The 18,554-nt window shown below is 65.0% G+C and carries 20 protein-coding genes; all 20 read right to left on the bottom strand.

Annotated elements, in window-relative coordinates; all coding sequences use genetic code 11:
• Nucleotides 1–30: 30 nt before the first annotated feature.
• A complete protein-coding gene (locus FB598_RS01600) occupies nucleotides 31–1,104 on the bottom strand; it encodes a type II secretion system F family protein (RefSeq protein WP_141912011.1) in 1,074 nt (357 codons plus the stop codon).
• Nucleotides 1,094–2,707, bottom strand: a complete 1,614-nt coding sequence (locus FB598_RS01595; protein ID WP_141912008.1) for a GspE/PulE family protein — start codon at nucleotides 2,705–2,707, stop codon at nucleotides 1,094–1,096. The genes FB598_RS01600 and FB598_RS01595 overlap by 11 nt, the downstream gene beginning before the upstream one ends.
• Complete coding sequence (gene pilP, locus FB598_RS01590; protein ID WP_141912006.1) at nucleotides 2,704–3,213, bottom strand: type IV pilus biogenesis protein PilP; 510 nt, start codon at nucleotides 3,211–3,213, stop codon at nucleotides 2,704–2,706. The genes FB598_RS01595 and pilP overlap by 4 nt, the downstream gene beginning before the upstream one ends.
• A complete protein-coding gene (pilO2, locus tag FB598_RS01585) occupies nucleotides 3,203–4,468 on the bottom strand; it encodes a type 4b pilus protein PilO2 (RefSeq protein WP_141912003.1) in 1,266 nt (421 codons plus the stop codon). Before pilO2 ends, pilP begins: the two co-directional genes overlap by 11 nt.
• 10 nt (nucleotides 4,469–4,478) lie before the next feature.
• The gene (locus FB598_RS01580; RefSeq protein ID WP_141913320.1) at nucleotides 4,479–6,284 is read right to left on the bottom strand and encodes a PilN family type IVB pilus formation outer membrane protein; all 1,806 of its coding nucleotides are present in this window, start codon (nucleotides 6,282–6,284) and stop codon (nucleotides 4,479–4,481) included.
• Nucleotides 6,284–6,952 carry a toxin co-regulated pilus biosynthesis Q family protein gene (locus FB598_RS01575; RefSeq protein WP_141912000.1) on the bottom strand — a complete coding sequence of 223 codons (669 nt, stop codon included), beginning with the start codon at nucleotides 6,950–6,952 and terminating at the stop codon, nucleotides 6,284–6,286. Before FB598_RS01575 ends, FB598_RS01580 begins: the two co-directional genes overlap by 1 nt.
• A gap of 581 nt (nucleotides 6,953–7,533) precedes the next feature.
• The gene (sctC, locus tag FB598_RS01570) at nucleotides 7,534–9,636 is read right to left on the bottom strand and encodes a type III secretion system outer membrane ring subunit SctC (RefSeq protein WP_141911997.1); all 2,103 of its coding nucleotides are present in this window, start codon (nucleotides 9,634–9,636) and stop codon (nucleotides 7,534–7,536) included.
• Complete coding sequence (locus FB598_RS01565) at nucleotides 9,633–10,064, bottom strand: hypothetical protein (RefSeq protein WP_255463920.1); 432 nt, start codon at nucleotides 10,062–10,064, stop codon at nucleotides 9,633–9,635. The genes sctC and FB598_RS01565 overlap by 4 nt, the downstream gene beginning before the upstream one ends.
• Nucleotides 10,051–10,284: a hypothetical protein gene (locus tag FB598_RS01560; protein ID WP_141911994.1), complete on the bottom strand. Its 234-nt coding sequence runs from the start codon at nucleotides 10,282–10,284 to the stop codon at nucleotides 10,051–10,053. The genes FB598_RS01565 and FB598_RS01560 overlap by 14 nt, the downstream gene beginning before the upstream one ends.
• Nucleotides 10,285–10,408: 124 nt before the next feature.
• Nucleotides 10,409–11,107: a FliH/SctL family protein gene (locus FB598_RS01555; RefSeq protein ID WP_183405768.1), complete on the bottom strand. Its 699-nt coding sequence runs from the start codon at nucleotides 11,105–11,107 to the stop codon at nucleotides 10,409–10,411.
• A 38-nt stretch (nucleotides 11,108–11,145) separates the two neighbouring features.
• Nucleotides 11,146–11,730 (bottom strand): hypothetical protein, encoded by a 585-nt coding sequence (locus FB598_RS01550; RefSeq protein ID WP_141911989.1) that lies wholly within the window; start codon nucleotides 11,728–11,730, stop codon nucleotides 11,146–11,148.
• On the bottom strand, nucleotides 11,727–12,641 hold the full coding sequence (sctJ, locus tag FB598_RS01545; protein ID WP_141911986.1) for a type III secretion system inner membrane ring lipoprotein SctJ: 915 nt from the start codon (nucleotides 12,639–12,641) through the stop codon (nucleotides 11,727–11,729). Before sctJ ends, FB598_RS01550 begins: the two co-directional genes overlap by 4 nt.
• A 13-nt stretch (nucleotides 12,642–12,654) precedes the next feature.
• Nucleotides 12,655–13,059 (bottom strand): EscI/YscI/HrpB family type III secretion system inner rod protein, encoded by a 405-nt coding sequence (locus FB598_RS01540; protein ID WP_141911983.1) that lies wholly within the window; start codon nucleotides 13,057–13,059, stop codon nucleotides 12,655–12,657.
• A 77-nt stretch (nucleotides 13,060–13,136) separates the two neighbouring features.
• Nucleotides 13,137–13,733 carry a hypothetical protein gene (locus FB598_RS01535; RefSeq protein WP_141911981.1) on the bottom strand — a complete coding sequence of 199 codons (597 nt, stop codon included), beginning with the start codon at nucleotides 13,731–13,733 and terminating at the stop codon, nucleotides 13,137–13,139.
• Nucleotides 13,717–14,850 carry a type III secretion system export apparatus subunit SctU gene (gene sctU, locus FB598_RS01530; RefSeq protein WP_141911978.1) on the bottom strand — a complete coding sequence of 378 codons (1,134 nt, stop codon included), beginning with the start codon at nucleotides 14,848–14,850 and terminating at the stop codon, nucleotides 13,717–13,719. Before sctU ends, FB598_RS01535 begins: the two co-directional genes overlap by 17 nt.
• A 16-nt stretch (nucleotides 14,851–14,866) precedes the next feature.
• Nucleotides 14,867–15,664, bottom strand: coding sequence for an EscT/YscT/HrcT family type III secretion system export apparatus protein (locus FB598_RS01525; protein ID WP_141911964.1), 798 nt, complete (start codon nucleotides 15,662–15,664; stop codon nucleotides 14,867–14,869).
• A gap of 4 nt (nucleotides 15,665–15,668) precedes the next feature.
• Nucleotides 15,669–15,932, bottom strand: a complete 264-nt coding sequence (gene sctS, locus FB598_RS01520) for a type III secretion system export apparatus subunit SctS (protein ID WP_141911961.1) — start codon at nucleotides 15,930–15,932, stop codon at nucleotides 15,669–15,671.
• 55 nt (nucleotides 15,933–15,987) lie between these two features.
• A complete protein-coding gene (gene sctR / locus FB598_RS01515) occupies nucleotides 15,988–16,650 on the bottom strand; it encodes a type III secretion system export apparatus subunit SctR (protein WP_141911959.1) in 663 nt (220 codons plus the stop codon).
• Nucleotides 16,644–17,786, bottom strand: a complete 1,143-nt coding sequence (locus FB598_RS01510; RefSeq protein ID WP_141911956.1) for a FliM/FliN family flagellar motor switch protein — start codon at nucleotides 17,784–17,786, stop codon at nucleotides 16,644–16,646. Before FB598_RS01510 ends, sctR begins: the two co-directional genes overlap by 7 nt.
• Nucleotides 17,787–17,879: 93 nt before the next feature.
• A complete protein-coding gene (locus FB598_RS01505) occupies nucleotides 17,880–18,554 on the bottom strand; it encodes a hypothetical protein (RefSeq protein WP_141911953.1) in 675 nt (224 codons plus the stop codon).

Raw genomic sequence — 18,554 nt, 5'->3', positions numbered from 1 at the left:
CTGTTGTGAGAAAGAACTGCGTTAAGACCATCAATGAGCGCGGGCAAGTGCCGCAATTTCCTGCTGAATCCCGAAGAACCCGATCACCAGCCAACCGATGACTACCGCCATGGTGACCACCGCCAGTCCGTTGACCAGCTTCATGCGCAGGGAAATGATTTCTACCCCCTGCTCCATCCATTCATCCGCCAACAGCTGCAAGGCATCGGCGAACCCCTTGTATTCCGCATAGACGCAAAGATCGTCGATGACCTCCTTCGACGGAAACTGATACCCCGTATTGCGCAACGCCTCGCCACAGTTCAGGCCCGAACGCACCCCCAGCAAAGCGCCGTCCAGGCGTTCGCGCAACCAGGGCTGGGCGCCGCTGGACAAGCGCATCAGCGCCTTTTCCACTGTCACGCCGGCGCCTTGCAGGGCCGAGAACGCCATCAGGAAACCGCTGCCCACCATCAGGCGATAGATCGAATAAGGCGGCGCACGGTCGGCCCAGATGCGCAGGCTGCCGCGCCAGCGGGGCAGCGACGCGAACAGGATCACCAGCGCCACGGCGATGCCCAACAGCGTCCATCCCATCCAGTTCTGTACCCACAGCGACATCAGGTACAACGAGCGCGCCGCCCCTTGCCACTTGTTGGGATCCATCATGGTCGTGAATTGCGGGATGACCTTGGCCCCGAACAGGTAGATGTACGACAGCACCAGGCCCAGGATCGCCAGCGGATAAGCCATGCCGCCCACGATCACCGCGTTGATCTTCTTGCGCGCCTGGACCACGTTGACCACCGAGATCAGGGTCGGCTCCAGCTTGCCGGACTGCTCGCCGGCCATCAGGATCATCTGTTCCGACTTCGGCACCCAGCCGTCCAGCGCTTCCGACAGCAGCCGGCCGTTCTGCACGCTGCGGCGGCAATCGTCGAGGATGATCGCCAGCGGCTCCTTGGGTTTCTTGCCGTGATGCGATTCGCGGTCGCGCAGTTCTTCCAGCACCTTCAACAGCGGCAAGCCGTTGCTGAGCATCTTGGACATCTTGCGATACAGCCGCAGCCGCGCCGTATCGGTGAATTGCGTCTTGGCCCACAGGCGGTTGATATCAGGTAGCACTGCGCCCCTCCACCACAGTCAGAAAGGGCAACACCGGTGCGTGCTCATAGACCAGGTGGCCCACTACCCGCTCGGCCATGCGCGGATCGAGCTCGCCCCGCGCCACTTTCTCGATGGCGTGCTCCAGCATGGTCCTGCCGCCCAGTTCGTTGACCCAGTACTTCAGCGCCTCGGTCTTCTCTCCCTGGCGCACCAGCCGGAAGAAATGGTCGTCCGGGATGATGATCTCGGCCACCACCGAACGCCCCACCGTTCCCTGCCCCTTGCATTCGTCGCAACCAGGACCGGTCACGCAAACGCCTTCCAGGTTGGCCGACACCGCCTGGCGCACCCGCGCCAGCATGGCCGGCGGCAACGCTTCGGGATGCTTCGCCAGCGGCTGCCGGCAGCACTGGCACAGCTTCTTGACCAGGCGCTGGCTGATCAGGCCGGTGACCACGTGGTGGTCGGCCACCAGGCTGGCCGGCAAACCCAGGTCCAGCAGGCGGTCGACGATGGCCAGGGCGCTGTTGGCATGCACCGTGGTCCACACCTGGTGGCCGGTCATCGAAGCGCGCAGCGCATTCTGTGCGGTAGCCCGGTCGCGCACTTCGCCGATCATGATGGTGTCGGGATCCAGCCGCATGGCGTTGGAAATGGCGGCGGCAAAGGCGCGCGATCGCTCTTCTTCGCTGCCGGCATTGGTCACGGCCGTCTGCACCGCGCCTTCGATCGGGTATTCGACCGGATCCTCGATGGTCAGCACGTGCAGCTTGCCTTCGGCTTCGATGATCTCGCCGGTCAGCACCCGCTGCAGCGTGGTCGACTTGCCCGAGCCGGTAGGGCCGCTGATGATGTTCAGGCCGACCGGTTGCTCCTTCAGCTTTTGCAGCGCGGCGGCATGGGCTTCGGAAAAGCCCAGCGGACGCAAATCGATGTTGTCGCCGGCATCGTTATAGAGCAGGCGCATCACCATCACCGATCCTTCGCTGGTGGGTACGGTGGCAATGCGCACGCCGTACAGCGCCGGCGGCAGCTTGTCGCGGTCCGCGATGGCGGCATCCTGGCGCTCGGTGGGCTTGTAGGAGCTGTCCGAGACCGAGGTCATGGCGCCATACAGGGTCGCCAGCAGGCGCTCGCCGTATTCGCGGGTCTGGCCGCCGACCGGCACCAGGTCGTTGTGGATGCGAAAGTAGATTTCGGTGCAGTTCTTGCGTACCCGGAGATGGATATCCGAGGCGCGCGAACGGCAAGCCTTGTTGAGCAGGTCCTTGGCGGTGACCTGCATCATGGTGTGTTCCTGGTGGCGCTCTTCGGGCAATACGCCGCCGATGCGGTTGATGCGGTAGATCACCTCGACCCCGCTCGACTCCACCTGATACGGCTGCCCCAGCCGCTCCAGCCGTCCCTGGTAGGACATGACATGGGGATTGAGCTCTTGCCCGGCCACGACCAGCAGACGGCCGTCACCCAACAGGCACAGCAGCTTGCGCTCTTCCTGGCTGGCCTCGAACAGACCGCTGTGGCTCAGCACCTGCAGGCCGTCGAAACGCGGCACGTCGTCATGGGCGCCGACGGGCGTGCCTTGCGGCTGCTCGCGGCGTCGTGGCAGGCGCAGTTTCATCTTGCTGCTCCTCGGGCAACCGGGGATACGCCCGGGCCGGGGAAATTCGGATTGAATCCGGTCAGCGCCGGCGCATAGGTGCCCAGGCGGAACTGGCGTCCCTTGCTGGATGCCAGTACCTCGCGCGGATGCACCGCGACGATCTTCATGCCGCCGGGCAGCGTGTCGCCCTGCTGCACATCGACCAGGCTGCCATCGCTCAATTGCAAGGTGGCGTACATGCGGCTGCCGATGCCTTCGATGGCGCGCACCACCGGATCGCCCACCACCTCGGGCTGGTTCAGCGCCGCCGTCACGCTTTGCCGGGCGGCGATCTCGTTTTGCTTGGTGACGATGCTGGCCTGCACTTCGAGCTGCTTTTCGCGCGCCTTCAAGACCATGGTCTCGGCTTCGATCCGGGTCAGGCTCTCGGAGGTGCTCTCGGCGTGGGCGGGAGACGCCGTCCAAGCGGCCACGGCCAGCATTGCGGTAGCGGTCCTGCGTGCAATAACGGTCTTATTTTGCATATATCGTTCCCTCCATGATCCACTGGGATCCTTGATAAACCACCTTGTCGACCCGCACACCCGGCCGGTTGAGAATCTCGGCGATCTCCAGCGGCTCCATGCCGCCGGCGACGAGTTTGAAAAGGTAACTGCGCCAATTGGGCTGCCACTGCTGGTCGCCCGCATTCAATTGCGGCGGCGGCGCGGTCGTGACCTTGATCGGCACCCCCATCATCTGCAGCCGCGACAACAGCGGCTCGAGCGTCTTGCGGCTGTCCTGCAATTCTTCGTTCTGCGGCGCCTGCAATTTCAGCGGACGCACGTAGCTGGCACGCTCTCCCGTCGCTTCCACGGTGGCATCCGGCATCTGCTCGCGCAGCATGGCCACGGTCGACATGCCTCGGCCCCAGGCATAGGTCTGCGCCTCCTGGGTGCAGGTATAGGACTCCAGCACCCAGCCGCCTGCCGTGGGATGGGTGAACTGTTTCTGGCAGCTCTGCATCAGGCTCACCGGCGAAGCCTTCTTGGCCCAGGGGCGCGCAGCCACCGAGGCTTCGCGCGCCAATCTTTCGCGCACCTGCTGCATGGCGATCTCGCGTTCACGCTCTTCCTTCTTCTGCTGGTAGATCTTCCACCCGTAGGCGCCGCCCAGCGCCACGGCGCCAATCACGGCAGCCGCAGCGGCCATCGGCACCCAGCTGGGACGGCCGCCGATCTGGCGCATGCCCCACCACTTGTGGATGCGGATGCTGCCGTCCTGCCGTTGCGGGATGAAGCTCTTGATGTCGCGCGGCTGGAAGTTGTGGAAACCGAACGAGCGCAACTCATCCTCGCCCAGCACCACGTTCCAGCCGCCCAGCGCGTAATCGTTGTGCAGGCGGTCGAGCACCTCTTCCTTGGTGCCGGCGAAGTCGCCATTGGGCAAGAAGTTGGCGTCGCGCACCGCGAAGTAGACCCAGTGGTCGTCAGGCAGCTTGAAAGCGCCCAGCCAGTTGTGCACCGGTTGCTGCTCGCCGTCGTAGAACGCGCCTTCGATGGCCAGCGTCTTCGACACCACCGCGGCCAGCGAATACATGCCGCGCTTGACGCCGTCCCTGGTCTGGGCAAAACCGGCCTGGGCCGTGGTGTGATCCATCCGGACCACCATCAGGTCGGAATCAATCCGGCGTCCCAGCTCGGCGGCTTCACGGTTGAGTTCGCGCGGCTTGGACAGCGATTGCCAGAACAGGCCGCAGACGAACTTGTGCTTCTCTAGTGTGGTGATATAGCCGGCCATGTCATCTTCCTCAGGACGCTGAACCCATGGTCACCGGGGTAATCAGCACCACGATCACCTCCTTGTTGGTGGATGCCGAGAAACCGCCGCCCAGCACCATGTTCCTGGCCTCGCCGACACCCGAGCGGCCCAGGTCGTCGTCGGTCTGCTCGAAGCCGCTGATGATCAGGGTTTCGTTGGACTTCATCGCCACGCGCTGCAGGAAGTTGCGGGTATCCAGCTCGGGCGACTCGATCTGCGAGGTGACCCTGCCGTCGGAGTCGCTGGTGCCGACGATGGTGCGGATGCGCCGCAGCGTCGAGATGTCGGTGGAGAACTGCAGCATCACGGTGCCATTGGTCAGCATATGCGGCAGGATGCTCATGTTGAAGCCGGCCGTCACCACGCCAGGCGTGAGCGAGGTGGTCGAGCCGACCTGCGCCACCAGCGAGGTTTGCAGCGATTGCAGGTAGGTGGTCTGGCGCGCCACCTGCACCGGCACCGGCTGGTTGTTCAGCGTCACCACCGAGGCGGTGGTCTGGCGTCGCACCCGGCCCTGCTCGGACAGCGCCTGCATCACCGCCTGGCTACCCGCGAACTTGGAGGTCCCGGTGGCCGGAACGCCGGCGGTGAACGACACCAGGCCGGTGGTCGCGGCGCCTGCATAGGAATTGGAGATGCCGAAGTTGCTGTTGAGACTGCGGTAGACGGCGTTCCAGTTGATGCCGTACTGGTCCGAATCGCTCAGGGTGACCGACAGCACGGTCACGTTGATGGCGATCTGGCGCGACAGCGACTTGTTCTCGCCATCGATGTAGGACGCGATGCGTTCCAATGAATCGGGCGTATCCACCACCGTGATGGAACCGGTAGCAGGCGAAGCCAGCACCTTGCCATACGGCGACAGCATGACCTTGATTGCCGACTCCAGTCCGGTATAGACCGACAGCTTGGAGGCGACCTGGGTATTCTGGGTATTGTTGGCGTTGACGCCCGAGGACGAGCTACCGCCGCCACCGCCATTGGAACCGCCACCACCGCCGCCGTTGCCGCCGCCGGTGCCGCCAGTGGAGGTTGCGCCACTGGTGACGGTGGCCGAGAAGGTCGAATCCCCCGGAATGGCGCTGATCTGGAAATTGCGCGATTCGGTGTGGAAGAACTGGATCACGCCATCGCTGAACTTCCATGACACCCCGAAACGGGCGGCGGCGGTATCGAGCAAGCCCTTGAGCGAACCGCTGTTATAGGCAATGCGCACGCCATTGGGCAGGTCGGTGAAGGTCGGCTGCGCCTGGCCGGTATTGGCGGCCGGGCCGCGGCCGGGCTGCACCGGGCTGCTCTGGCCTTCGCCGGGCGTGCCTGCGGGCAACGGCAACATCGGACCATTGGCTTGCGCCATCATGCCCGGGGCTGCCCGCAACGCCGGGATAGGCAGGCCGGGGGCGCCGCGTGAACGGAATGCGCCTGCGGACACTTCCAGCGCGTCCGGGCTGACCTTGCTCGGTATGCCGGAGCGCAGGGTGATCCGTTCGGCCAGTTCGGTCAGCGAATTGATGGTGCGATCGAAGGTTGTCGGTTCATAGAAGATCGGCGGCAGCGAAGGCTGGCCCAGCTTGATCGCCGTCTTGCCCAGCCAGATGCCGGATTCGTGCTTGACCAGCGGTGTCGACGGCATGACGCTGCCGGGTGCGGTGCGGCCGACGTCACGGCTCAGGCGGCTGGCGCGTTCGCCTTCCTGGTCGACCTGGCCTTCGAGCTTGTTGGCCAGTCCGCTGCAGCCGGCGATCAGGATCGCCAGTGGCAGCAGCAGCGGTAATTTGCTGGAATACGCCTTCATCATTCACTCCCCTTGGCCATGATGCGCAACACCTTGTTGCCTTGATAGAAGACCGCCTTCATCGGGATCTCCGCGCTTTCCATGCTGCTGGCGACGATCGACACCGCTTCTTCGAACGTGCCGCGCACGCGGGTACGTGCTTCCACGGCGTAGTCCACCGGCAGTTCCCACAACAGTTGCCAGCCGGCCGATGCCGCCCAGCGCGCCATGGTGGCGTTGAGGGTCTTGTCGGAGACGATAATTTCCCATTCGCGGCTGCCATCGGCGGCCAATCCCAGCGCGGCCGGCGCAGCGGGCGCGGCGGCGGCCATCGGCACGGCATCGATCAGGGTGGCCGGCTGTTCGACTTCCTTCCGGGCGCGCTTGCCGTTGCGGGGCTTCTTTTCGTCATCCGCCTTGGCCAGCACGATGGTGTCGGCGGAGCGCGCGGAAGCGGCCAGCGGCAGCGGGTTGCAATCGTCGCCCAGCTCGATTTCGCCGGCCAGCAACTGGAACCGCTGGTCCTCGGCGGCGGCGAAGGTCGGCGTCGGGGCATACTTCATCACCGCCGCCGGCTCGGCAGCGGCAGCCGCCTGCAAGCCCCCCTGTCCCAGGCATAGCACAACCAGGCCGGTGAGCATCCGGATCTGCCGCAAGGGGCGCTTGACTTCAAGGTGTGAGCGATACATAAATGCTTCCCATCGTGAACATCGTCAATAAAAAGGCGAACACCGTCCCCTTGCGCCTCCCGCAACGAGAGGCGCATCGCTGTGAAACGCACGGTTGCCCAAAGCACCCGGCCTCACCTGGAATCACCTGACTAATCTGTTACCGAACTGCGGATGCTGCGTGAACCATTTTCATTTTTTCTCACCGCCTCGCACACCATTGCAGTGTGCGGCGACCCCGGCGCTGCGCGCCTAGCGGTGAGTGACAACCCAATAACGGAGCGCCTTTCGCGGCGTTTCCGTTCAAGATTGGAATAGATAGTAACGAAAAGCTGACAGGGAAATTCTCAACAAATATGACCACCGCGAAACTGGACGAAACGACAATCCTGGCGATCTTGCATGGCTGATATTTCCTCCCCGGCCATTGCGCCGCGCCTTACGGCCCGGTGCGATCCCGTGGTACTGATGATGAGTGAAAAAGGCTTGCGCTCCGGTTCCACAAAGGCGCAAAAAAACGCTACCCGGCCAACGAAAAAAGGAGCACCCCCGGTGCTCCTTCCGACTGCCCGCCGCCTTTCGGAGACGACCTCGACAGTGCCCTACATTATCCCCACCGCTCCCGGCCGCAGGCATCGGTTCTTGGTCTTGCGCAGCGGCAAATGCACTCCCATCAGCGATCCTTCGTGCGGCATGTTGCTGGCCTGCTGCGGGTCGGACGACGGTGGCCTGGGTGTAGCGCCAGGGGCATTGGCCGGTAGCGGCAGCAGGGCCGGCGGCGTTCCCGACGAGGTGGCCGCGTCGGCCGGCGCCGGCAATACCTGGGAATTAGGCATGGGCCCTGGCACCGGCACGCTGGGCATGCCTGGCGCCGGCATGCCTGGCTGGCTCGGCGCCGGCGCTGCTGGCGTTGCATTGCCGCGCGCCTTGTTGAGCGCCAGCCGGGTGCCGTCGAACCCGGTGATGCGCGGCGTGATCAGGAACAAGCGTTCACGGGTGCTGTTGGAGCGCGATTCGCTGCGAAACAATCCGCCCACGACCGGCAGGTCGCCCAACACCGGCACTTTCTGCTTGTTGCGGATCAACGATTCGGCGCGATAGCCGCCGATCATCAGCGTCTGCTGCGCATCGATGATGGCCTGGGTATTGATGGTCGAGCGCGTCACGTTGGCGGCGATGGTGCCGCTGCCGTTGTTATTGGTCGAGCGCGATGAATCGGACTCGGTATTGTTGAGCGAACCGTCCTCGATATCCACCTCCAGCCGAACCCGGGTCTCACCGGCATCGTTGATGATGCGCGGGATCACGCGCAGCATGGTGCCGGCGGTGATGTCGGACATGTCGGCCACCCGCTCCCCCACCAGCGACACATAGGCGCTCTGGCTCAGGTCTAGCACTGCCGCCACGTTGTCCAGCGTCAGCACGGTCGGCGTGGCCAGCACGCGCGCCTCGCCATTCGACTCCATGGCCTTCAGGCGGGCATAGAAGCGTGCCGCATCGCTGATGAGCAGGGTTGCGCCCGGCAACGGCAGGTCGGTACCGCTGGACTGGGTGGTGGTGCCGTTGACGGTGGTATTGACCACACCGGCGCGAGCGCCCCACTCCACGCCCATCTCGGCCAGCCGGCTGCGGTCGATGTCGACGATCAGGGCTTCGATCTCGATCTGCTGCGGCTTGATGTCGAGCTGGGCAATCAGCGACTCGTAGACGCTCTTCTTGGCGATATCGTCATAGATCATGATTGCGTTGAGGGTGGAATCGGCCTCGATGCGCGGCCCCTGCTGCTTGCCTTCGCCGTCCTGCGCGCCACCGGCGCCGCTGGTATTGTCGTAGCCGCCCGGCGACGCCGCCTGGCCGGCGCCCGGCGCCATCAGGTTGTTGCGTCCGTTGGCGCCGGGCGCGGAAAACAGCGGCGAAAAACGCTCGCCGGACTCCTGGCCGTCGCCCGGTTCGGCGCGGTTGATCTTGCCGCTGCGCGAGCGCTTGCGGCTGTCGACATCGAACCGGTTGTTGCCGGTGACCTTCTCGCCGCCGCTACCATGCCCGCCCATCAGCAGATTGGTCAGGATGGTCTTGATGCCGGGGATGGTCTCGGGCTTGCCGCGGGTATTGATCACCCGATCGTTGGCGCTGGCATACTTGAGACGAAACAGCATGACCTGGCGGCCGCGCAGTTTTTCCTTCTTGGCGCCGGCCGGCATCAGCACCTCGCGCGCCAGGTCCACATAGGCGCGCGGGCCGCTGACGATGACCACCCCCTCATCGGGCAGCTCGCCCCAGCCGAAACGCTCGTCGAACAGGCCCAGACCCACCAGCGCGGTCTTGGCGTCCATCACGGCGTCCTCGCCCACCTGCATGCGTTGCGAGGTATTGTCGGTGGCCGAGACCACGTACAGCGTATCGTTGTAGACGAACCAGCGCATCTTGTTGGCGCTGGTCAGCCGGTTGAGGAATTCGACGCCGTTCTCGGCCTTGAGCCGGCCCTTGACGATCTGGCCGCCCTCGGCGCTCAATTGCAGCCGCACTCCATAGGTGCGGCTGAATTCGTCGAGCACGCCGCGCACGGTCATGCCGTTGGCGTTGATCGAGAAACCGCCTTCCTTCCATGCCGAAGGCACGGCGGCCTGCAAGGTGCTGCTCCACAACAGCAACATTACCAGGAGCATGCCAAGGCCCCATGACTGGATGGTTTCACGTACATTCATGCTGCTCCCCCGTTGAGGGCCGTGCGCAGACGCTGCTCGGCCCGACTGCTGTCTTCGGCCTGACGGCCATTGGACGGTTTCATCGCGGCTCGCCACAAGCCGGCCTGATTCAAAATGTTTTCCAGCGCATCGGCCGCGTCGGCCCAGGTTTCGGCGTCCGGCAACCAGCGGTTGAGCACCAGCGCATCGCCATCGTCGGGAATCGCCAACCCGGCCTCGAATTCGAGCGCACATTGGAACCCGCATCGCATCGACTCGGTGATCTGGGCGTCGGTCGGCTCGCGCACCAGGATCACGCCCAGTTCGGCGCCGCCGTCGCCGACCTGCAGGTAGACGCTCTCGCCGCCAATATCAAAGGGTTCGCCCAGCGGCAGGCCTTGCAGCCATTGTTCGAGGTCTTCGGACAACATCGCGTCAACGCGTTTCATTCAGGACGGTCTTGAGCGGCTTTTGCATCAATCCGAACTGCGCGCTCATGGCAGTGCGCGTGACCGATTGCTTGCTCAGCAGGTCCATGAATTCGGAGGGATCCGGATGTTCGCCATCGGCCTGGCGACGGTTGAAGTCGCTGATCTGCTCAGCGGTGGATTCGAAGCGGTTATTGAGTTGACGCAGGTTCTGCAGGTAAGGATTCTGATTGTCCGACATGATCTTGCTCCTTTGGCATGAACGGTCCGGGCCGTATGCACCCGGCTCCGGATTGACTGATGGGAATCACTTCGATATGTGACCCCGGCTGCCGCCCGGTTCGCTCAATGCCCGCGGAAAAGTCTCAACTTTCATCTCCATCGATGGCATCGGTATCCGCTTCCAACGCCCCGGCCTGCCCGAAGTCCTCGCCAACGGCAACAAGGTCGTTGGCATCGGGCGCCGGCGCGGCCGGGATGAATTGCGCCAACGACGCCCGCAGGGCCTCGCTGGCCAATCCGAATTCGGCGCGCCATTCGCCGTTTGACGCCTCCAGCCGGCAGGTGCCTGGCTGCAGGCGCTTGTCACCCTTGATTTCCCAGGGCAGGCCGGCCGTACCGTCGATACCGGCGGCGTCGTCCGGGTGCATCCAGGCCACCGCAGCGTTGAGCTTCGGCGGGGCCTCTTCCAGCACCCGCCGGCAGGCCGCTTCCAGCCGCTCCTGCGGCGTGGTGTCGAGCACCAGCCGGTCGAAGATCCGGCGCGCCAGTTCAATGGCCAGGCCCGCCGCCTCATCGAGCACGCCGTCCTGCATCTGCTGCAACAACGCCAGCATGCGGCCGGCCTCTTCGGCTACCCGTTCCTGTTCGCGCCGCACGGCGCTGTCGGCCTCGGCGCGCGCATGCGCCAGGATGCCGTCGGCTTGCGCGCGCGCCGTGGCCAGCAGGTGCTGCGCCGCCAGGCCTGCGTCGTCGGTAATGAAGAAGGCATCGCTGCGCACTACTCCCTGGCGGGCGCGCAATCCCGGCGGCATGTGCAGCGCCGCCACGCAAAATGAGTTCATCGATTGCTCCACGTTATTGCTCGCTTCGGCCAATGGGATCATGCGCCTGCCCCGCGCGCCTGCGCCAGGCACAACTGCCAGCAATTGCGTTCACGCTCGCGCAGGCGGGCCGACTCGGGCGTGCCCAGCGCCAGGCGCCGGCCCAACTGGCCGGCCTCGTCGTCCGGCAACAGCAGGCGCAGACGCGACCACATGCCGGGCAACGCATGCTCCAGGCGCATCGCCGCTTCCAGCAGGCCGCGCGCGCGGGCGGTGGCCAACGCCTGCGGCAATTCGCCGGTCCAGGCCAGCAACGGCTGCGTCAGCGCCACGCTGAGGCACCATCGGCGGCGCGCCGGCGATAGCGCGGCCAGTTCGTCGTGGTTGCGGGCGCGGGCCGCGAACAGGCCGCCGAACAGCTCGGCAGCGCGGCCGAACTCGTCGCCATCGCGCACCGTCATCTGCCAGCGCAGGTCGCCGGCGACCGGCAAGACCGGATCGACGGCCGCCTGCCGGCACCAGTCGCGGTAGGCATCGCGCGCGCCCAGCGTACCGGCACATGGCGGCGCGGCATGCCGGCGGGCATACGACCAGGGCGCAAACCACCAGTCCAGGAAATCGGCGCTGGGCGGCAAGTCCATCATGTGCCCTGCCCACCGGCGACTTGCGCCTGGGCTGCGGCCTTGGCCTTCTCCTGCGCTTTTTCCTGCGCCTTCTTGATCCGCCGGGCGGCGAAGTTGGCCAGCATATGTGCGACCTTGGGATGGCGCAGCACACGCTGCAGGCCGATATAGCCGAGGCTCGACAGCGCAATCAGGAACAAGCTGCCCATCGTCAGCGCCAGGCCGGTGGCAGAGGCCGCCGCCACCGTGAACGGCCCGAACATGGTCCATTCGATGCCGGGAGTGGGCGGCTCACCCGGCATCATCACCACCGACACCTTGTTGCGGCCGTCGTCTCCGGATAGCCCGGGAATGCTGGACGCCACCAGCCGGCGGATGCGCGGCATCACCGCGTCCTCGTCCAGCGGCGGGCGATACTTGACGAACACGGCCGCCGACGAGGGCTGGATCGGCTCGCCCGGGGCGATGCGTTCGGGCAGCACCACGTGCACGCGGGCCGACACCACATTGTCGAACTGCAGCATCGTCGACTCGAGTTCCTCGGACAGGCCATGGATGTAGCGAATGCGCTCCTCCATGGGCGAGGAGATCATGCCCTGCTTCTTGAACACTTCGCCCAGGTTGGACAGGCTGCGTCGCGGCAGCCCGGCGGCATTCATGGTCTCGGTGGCGCGCGAGAGTTCGACATCCTTGACCAGCAGGGTCACGCCCTCCTTGCCTTTCTGCTTGTCGACCTCGATGCCCTTGCGATTGAGCACCAGGATGATCTCGTTGGCGTCGGCATCGTTGAGCGCGGCCTGCAGGATGACCATCTTGGAGCAGGCGGCCAGCATTGCCAGCAGCAGGAACACGCAGGTCACCCGCAACAGATGCCATGGCCTGCCTGCGCGCGGCGCCGGGCCGCGCAGCGGCGGATTGAAGAGTATTGGCATCACGATGCCTTGATCACTGGAGTTTGGTCAGGGAGTCGACCGAGGTGGAAGCCTTGGCCACGCATTTCGAGATGGTCTGGACGCGGATCTGATAGTCGCTCAGCGCCATCATCGCCTTCATCAATTGCATCGAGTCGCCGGTGCGGCTGGCCTGCTCCAGCAGCTTGGACACATACAGCTGGTCCTGCTTGACCTCCGAGGCCAGCGACGAGGTACGCTGCGCCAGCACGCTGCCCAGCGAATTGGTATTGGGCTTGTGGCGCATCGCGTCCTTGTTCATGTATTGCTCGAACATGGCCTTGAAGTGCTCGCCGTCTGCATTGCCGGAGCGGATGTCCATGTGCAGTCCCGGTCCGGTCGCATTGCCGCCGGCGGGGTCGTTCAGGGTGATACTTTGCTGCAATGATGCCTGTTGCATGTTTCGGCTCCCTCGAATATCTGGACTGAACAGGCATAGGTGGGGGTTCGATGGCAGGCGGTTCCCCCTCCACGCGCTCAGAGCGCCTCGCGCATGATCGGGTTGCCGCAATGGACGCCGCCGCAGCCAAGGTCCGAAGACGGATCGCAAAAGCCGTTCCTGCCGCAACGGCGCCGGCAATCGGCGCGCGACTTCGGCGCCGCTCGCGCGATCAACGGTTCGCGCGCGGGGCGCAGCGGCTGCGGCGCCGGCGCCGACGTGCCTGCGATCAACGCCAGGTGATGGGCGCGGTCGCCGCTGCCGATGATGCGTTCGTCGTCGGCAGCGCGCTGTTCGCTGTCTTGCTCGCCGATGGCCAGCACCGCCATGAACCGCTGCAACAGCGACGGCGCCTCCCTGTCGGCGGTGCCGGTGCCGGCCTGGCCGATCACCACCTGCGGCTGGCTGCCCGCCGATTCGATCACCGGCTCGGCCACCGGCGGCGCCGTCACGTCGCCCAGCGGCAATTCGCACTCCGGCCTGGATTGCAGCACCTGCGCGCGTAAGGCCACGCTGCGCACTTCGCAATCCTGGCGCAAGCGCCGCTGCCGGTTGTCCAGCGCCGGGGACGGCACTGGCGCCGGGCAGTTGGGAGACGCGCCGTTCAGTTCGACGATCTCACGGTTTTTCGCCATGGCCCGGCCCCTCCAATGGTTCGGGTTGCGGCGGTTCGCCGAAAGACTCCAGCTCGACTTCCCGCTGCACGTCGCCACTGGCGACCAGCTCATGCACCACCGCATAGACCTGGGCCACGGCCTGGTAGCTGGAACGAGGCACCACCATGTCGTCGCGGCAGGTGGCATACAGGGTGCGCGCCAGCCATACATGCCGCACTACCGGGATGCCGCATTCGTGGGCGCGCTGGATCATCGCCTGCGCCACCTCGTCGCGTCCCTTGGCCAGCACCACCGGCACCTGCGTATCGACCGCGTCGTAGAACATGGCCACCGCGAAGTGGGTCGGGTTAACCACCACCGCATTGGCTTTCTCTGTCTTGGCGGCCGGAGCTTCGTTGGCCCACTGGCGCGCCAACTGCTTGCGCTGGCCCTTGACCATCGGATCGCCCTCGGATTCCTTGAACTCGCGCTTGATCTCTTCGTGATCCATCATGAGATCCTTCTTGTGGAAATACTTCTGTATCGCAAAGTCGATCACGCCCAGGATCAGGCAAACCACGATGATCCCGTGGAAGATATTGCGCAACAGGGTCATGAAGGCGTCGTAGACGTCCTTCGGCTCGCCTCCCGCCAGCGTCAGGATGGTGCCCAGCTGGCCGTGGATGGCGCCATACATCATGAAGGCGATCAGCGCTGCCTTGCCCACCGTGATCAGCAGCTCGAACAACTTCTTCTTGGAAAATATCTGCTTGATGCCGTTGACCGGATTGAGCTTGTCGAGCTTCGGCTCGAGCGCCTCGGTCGCCACCAGGATGCCGAACTGGCCCCAATGCCCGATCACCGCCGTCACCGGGCAAATGATGAAGGCGGCGAAGAACACGATCGCCAGGAAGATCACGGCCGACATCAGCTGGTTGTTCATGGCGGTCGAAAAATCCTGGCCCACGCCCGCGATCCCGCCTTCCATCAGGTTCAAGATGGCCCCGCGCCATAGCGATTCGGTGGCGAGAACGACCTCCATCACCACCACCAGCGTGACCAGCCGGGCCAGGTCGCGACTGACCGCGATCTGGCCCTTCTTCTTGGCGTCTTCTATCTTCTTGTCGGTGGGTTCTTCGTTTTTTTCGTCGCTCATGACCGCTCCTGAAGCCTCAGCGCGCCGCCGGCACTTCCATCATGCTCTTCAACAGGTCGAGCACATGGGTAAAGTCGCCCGCGACGTAATGCGAGAAGGTGGACCAGTACAGCAACATGATCAGCAAGCCGGCCAGGCTCTTGACCGGCGCCGATGCGAACGACACCTGCAGGTTCGAAGCGAATACGCCGACGATGGCAAAACCGAACTCGATCAGCACCAGCGGGATCAGCACCGGCGCGCCGTAGACCACGATATACCAGAGCAATTCGCCGAAGCGCTTGATGAGAATGTCGAAGTGGCCCGGCTCGAACGGCGGCAGCAGCGAAAAGGCCGGCCAGATCGCATAGCTCTCGATGAGTATGCGGGCCATCGCCACGAACATCCCCGCCTGCACCATCACCAGCACCACCGCCTGCAGCAGCATGGCGCCGATGGCGCTGGCGTCACGGTCGACCGAGGCATTATTGGCCTGGATCTGGATCGGCGAGCGCTGGCTGTCGAAAATGGAGCCGATCGACTGCACCACCCATAGCGGGATCGCCATGATGACGCCGAACATCAGCCCGATGATGGCTTCCTTGAAGATGATCACGCCGGAGGTCAGCATGTCGGGCGCATTGGCCTGCACGAAATAAAAGGTCGGCAGCGCTGCCGGCAGCGCAATGGCCATGGCGGCGGTGTTCTTGGCCATGCCGGTCAGCACGTTCAGGCCGAAACCGGGCAGGATCACCAGGCACACCAGCACCCGCGGCGTGATCAGCGCCATCGTCACCAGCACCGCCTGGATATCGAGTAATAGCGACGCAGGCATCGGATCAGCGCCCGATGTCCGGCACCATCGTGAAGGCCAGGTCGGCCAGGCGCAGCAATTCGACGCCAATCCAGCGCCCCATGCCGGCCAGCGTGACAGCCACCGCGACCAGCTTGACCACATACGGCAGGGTCTGGTCCTGGATCTGGGTGACGGCCTGGATCAGCGACACGCCCAGCCCGCACAGCGTGGCGATGAGCAACGGCGGCGCGGACATCATGATGCATATCCACAGGCCCTGCTGGAAATAATTGATGGTATCGGCCATGGCCGTCTCCTCGGTTTGGACTGGATCAAAGTGCGCCCATTGCGGCGCAGGCAGGTCAGACGTAGGACATCGCCAGCGCGTTAAGCAACTTGGCCCAGCCGCCCACCAGCGTAAACAACAGCAGCTTGAGTGGAATCGTGATGGTCTGCGGGCTCACCTGCTGCATGCCCAGCGCCATCAGTAAATTGGAAATGAGCAGGTCGATCACCACGAACGGAATGTAGATCAGGAACCCGATCTCGTAACCGGTCTGCAGTTCGGACACCACGAAGGCCGGAATCAGGATCAACGCATCGGTGGGCTGGGCATCGCGCGCGGCTTCCTTGGGCCACAACTTCTTGGCCGACGCCAGGAACATCTCGCGCTGCTCGGCGTGGCTCATCTTGAGCATGAACTTGCGCAACGGCTCGAACGAATCCTGGGCGCGCTGCAGGATCGGGGTAGTGCGCGAGGCGGCCGGGTTGGTGGTGTCGATGAGCATGGCGCGCTTGCCGACTTCCTGCACCGTGGGCGCCATGATGAACACCGACAGTGCCAGCGAAATTCCGTAGATCGCCAGCGTCGGCGGCACCTGCTGCACGCCGATGGCATTGCGCAGCACCAGCAGCACCAGCGAAATCTTGAGGAAGGATGTCGTCGTTACCACCATCAACGGCACCAGCGCCATGAGCGCCAGCAGCACCGAGAACGAAACGACATCGAACTGCCCGCTCAGCACGCCGGGCCCCAGCGGGTGATGCGCACGCCCAGCCGACCATCTACCGACACCACTTCGCCGCGGCCGACCTCGGCGCCCGAACTGGTGATGGCGATCGACTGCGCCGACGCATCGTGCAGCGTCAGCACGGTCTGCTCGCCGAGCGCGCGCAACTGGTCCAGCGACAGCTTGAGGCGGCCCAGTTCGAAGCGCAGCGTCAGGCAGATCTCGCCCGGCGCTACGGTTTCACCGTCCGCGGCCAGGCGCTCGTCGCCTGCCACCGGGTCTTCATGCCCGTTGCCGTAGGCGACGTCTTCGGGCTCCCGGGCCGGGGCTGGCGCGTCGGCCTCGTATTCATCCGGGTCGATGCCATCGATGGCCGTATCCGGATCTGCTTCATAGTTCAAGGCGTTCTCCTCTGATAATAGTTGCAGGCGTTGATGGTCCGTGTAGCGCACGCGCCAATGACGCGCGGCCAACAGCAGACGCCCGTTTCCTTCGATATCGAATAGCGGGTTGTCCGGCAGGATCAGATCGCCCATGCGCAGCGCGTCGAAGGCCGACCGCGCAAGGCGGTGGCTGGCCAGCGGCACCACGCTGGAAAACGCCAGCGGCAACCAGCGCGCGGCCGGCATGCGCAACGGTTCGGCGTCGGCCAGCAGGGTCTGCCAAAGCGCTGTGCTGGCCCAGGCGGTGGTTTCGATCGCATGCTCGCCATCGCGCAGGCGCAACTGGAGCGGCACCATGCCGGGCGCGTCGGACTGGCCAGCCGTCGGCCGGTCGATTGCCTGCAGCGCCGCCAGCGGCGTGTGCTGCAAGCGCCCGGCCAGCGCCCCGGCCAGCCAGTGCGGCCACTTGCCGTCGGCATCGCGCGCAGATGCCGGATCGATGCCGGTCAGGCCGGCCAGCAGCCGCTCGCCTTGGCACAGCAGCAAGGGGCCCTGCGCCAGCACCAGGCGCAGGCCCGGTTGCAGCCCGGCATCCGGGGGCGCCGGCAGCACCAGCAGTTCCAAGGCGGGGTCGGGCAGCGCAATGCGACGCCCGCGGCCCAACTGACGGCTCAGGTCTGCTTGCCCGGCGTCGATGCTTGGCGCGAGTTCGAGCAGGTCGTAATGTCCGGCACGGGATGAAGTGGATGCGGTCGAGAGATCGGACATGAAAGCCTGTTGGGGTCGCTGGATGGTCGCGCCAGGCCCCGGATGAACAGTCAGGCCGAAGTCGCGATACCCCCGCGACGGTAGCCTGCCCCTCTACAGCACCGTAAGCCTGACTTGTGTCTCCATACGTCGTTCCAGGGCATTTTCCAGTTCCATTTTTTTCTTTTTTATTTGACCGCGCAGCCGCTCGGTGGACGGCATCAGCAGGAACGAGGTAGTACGCTGGCCGAGGTCGACGGCCACGCCGAGCCTGGCGCCGCCCGGCAGCAGGACCTCGAAGATACCGTCGTCGGCGCCGGTGGGCAGCAAGCCGGCCAGCAGATGGCAATCGAGTTCGTCGGCGGCCAGCTCGGCCATGCCGGCCCCGCCAGCGCCAGCCAGTTCATCATCGCCGCCGCGACCGGGTTGCCGTTGTCCACCGCTGTCGCCGCTGCCATTACCGCCACCGCCGCCCTGCCCGCCTTGCCCTTCGTAAGGGAGAACGGTGGCCTGATCGGCCTGTTCCTGTGCGCGTTCGGCGCTGGCCTGGCGCGCATCGCGCTCGGCCTGCTGGCGCGTGACCGTGCGCGCATTGGCTGCGGCGACTTGCTGCTGGCGTCTTGGCTGCGGCTGGGGCTGGGGCTGTGGCGTGCGCGGCGCCGGACGCGCCTCATTGGCATCGTTGCGCGTCAAGGGCAGCCGGGGCGGCAGCTTCAGTTGGCGCGGCTTGGGCGGCGGCGCCTCGCCCGGCTTCTCGCCCAGCAGTTGCGACACCGGGAAGATGGACAT

This window comes from Herbaspirillum sp. SJZ106, from assembly GCF_006715495.1.
Taxonomy (GTDB): domain Bacteria; phylum Pseudomonadota; class Gammaproteobacteria; order Burkholderiales; family Burkholderiaceae_D; genus Herbaspirillum.
This window is presented reverse-complemented; position numbering and strand designations above follow the sequence as displayed.

What these genes read in the sequence shown, in the direction of transcription:
- pilO2 (WP_141912003.1), bottom strand. Translation starts at nt 4,468, where the DNA reads ATGGCCGGCTATATCACCACACTAGAGAAGCACAAGTTCGTCTGCGGC.
- FB598_RS01565 (WP_255463920.1), bottom strand. Translation starts at nt 10,064, where the DNA reads ATGAAACGCGTTGACGCGATGTTGTCCGAAGACCTCGAACAATGGCTG.
- FB598_RS01540 (WP_141911983.1), bottom strand. Translation starts at nt 13,059, where the DNA reads ATGCAACAGGCATCATTGCAGCAAAGTATCACCCTGAACGACCCCGCC.
- FB598_RS01575 (WP_141912000.1), bottom strand. Translation starts at nt 6,952, where the DNA reads ATGTATCGCTCACACCTTGAAGTCAAGCGCCCCTTGCGGCAGATCCGG.
- pilP (WP_141912006.1), bottom strand. Translation starts at nt 3,213, where the DNA reads ATGCAAAATAAGACCGTTATTGCACGCAGGACCGCTACCGCAATGCTG.
- sctC (WP_141911997.1), bottom strand. Translation starts at nt 9,636, where the DNA reads ATGAATGTACGTGAAACCATCCAGTCATGGGGCCTTGGCATGCTCCTG.
- FB598_RS01580 (WP_141913320.1), bottom strand. Translation starts at nt 6,284, where the DNA reads ATGAAGGCGTATTCCAGCAAATTACCGCTGCTGCTGCCACTGGCGATC.
- FB598_RS01535 (WP_141911981.1), bottom strand. Translation starts at nt 13,733, where the DNA reads ATGGCGAAAAACCGTGAGATCGTCGAACTGAACGGCGCGTCTCCCAAC.
- FB598_RS01525 (WP_141911964.1), bottom strand. Translation starts at nt 15,664, where the DNA reads ATGCCTGCGTCGCTATTACTCGATATCCAGGCGGTGCTGGTGACGATG.
- sctU (WP_141911978.1), bottom strand. Translation starts at nt 14,850, where the DNA reads ATGAGCGACGAAAAAAACGAAGAACCCACCGACAAGAAGATAGAAGAC.
- FB598_RS01595 (WP_141912008.1), bottom strand. Translation starts at nt 2,707, where the DNA reads ATGAAACTGCGCCTGCCACGACGCCGCGAGCAGCCGCAAGGCACGCCC.
- FB598_RS01555 (WP_183405768.1), bottom strand. Translation starts at nt 11,107, where the DNA reads ATGAACTCATTTTGCGTGGCGGCGCTGCACATGCCGCCGGGATTGCGC.
- FB598_RS01510 (WP_141911956.1), bottom strand. Translation starts at nt 17,786, where the DNA reads ATGTCCGATCTCTCGACCGCATCCACTTCATCCCGTGCCGGACATTAC.
- FB598_RS01560 (WP_141911994.1), bottom strand. Translation starts at nt 10,284, where the DNA reads ATGTCGGACAATCAGAATCCTTACCTGCAGAACCTGCGTCAACTCAAT.
- sctJ (WP_141911986.1), bottom strand. Translation starts at nt 12,641, where the DNA reads ATGCCAATACTCTTCAATCCGCCGCTGCGCGGCCCGGCGCCGCGCGCA.
- FB598_RS01550 (WP_141911989.1), bottom strand. Translation starts at nt 11,730, where the DNA reads ATGATGGACTTGCCGCCCAGCGCCGATTTCCTGGACTGGTGGTTTGCG.
- FB598_RS01505 (WP_141911953.1), bottom strand. Translation starts at nt 18,554, where the DNA reads ATGTCCATCTTCCCGGTGTCGCAACTGCTGGGCGAGAAGCCGGGCGAG.
- sctS (WP_141911961.1), bottom strand. Translation starts at nt 15,932, where the DNA reads ATGGCCGATACCATCAATTATTTCCAGCAGGGCCTGTGGATATGCATC.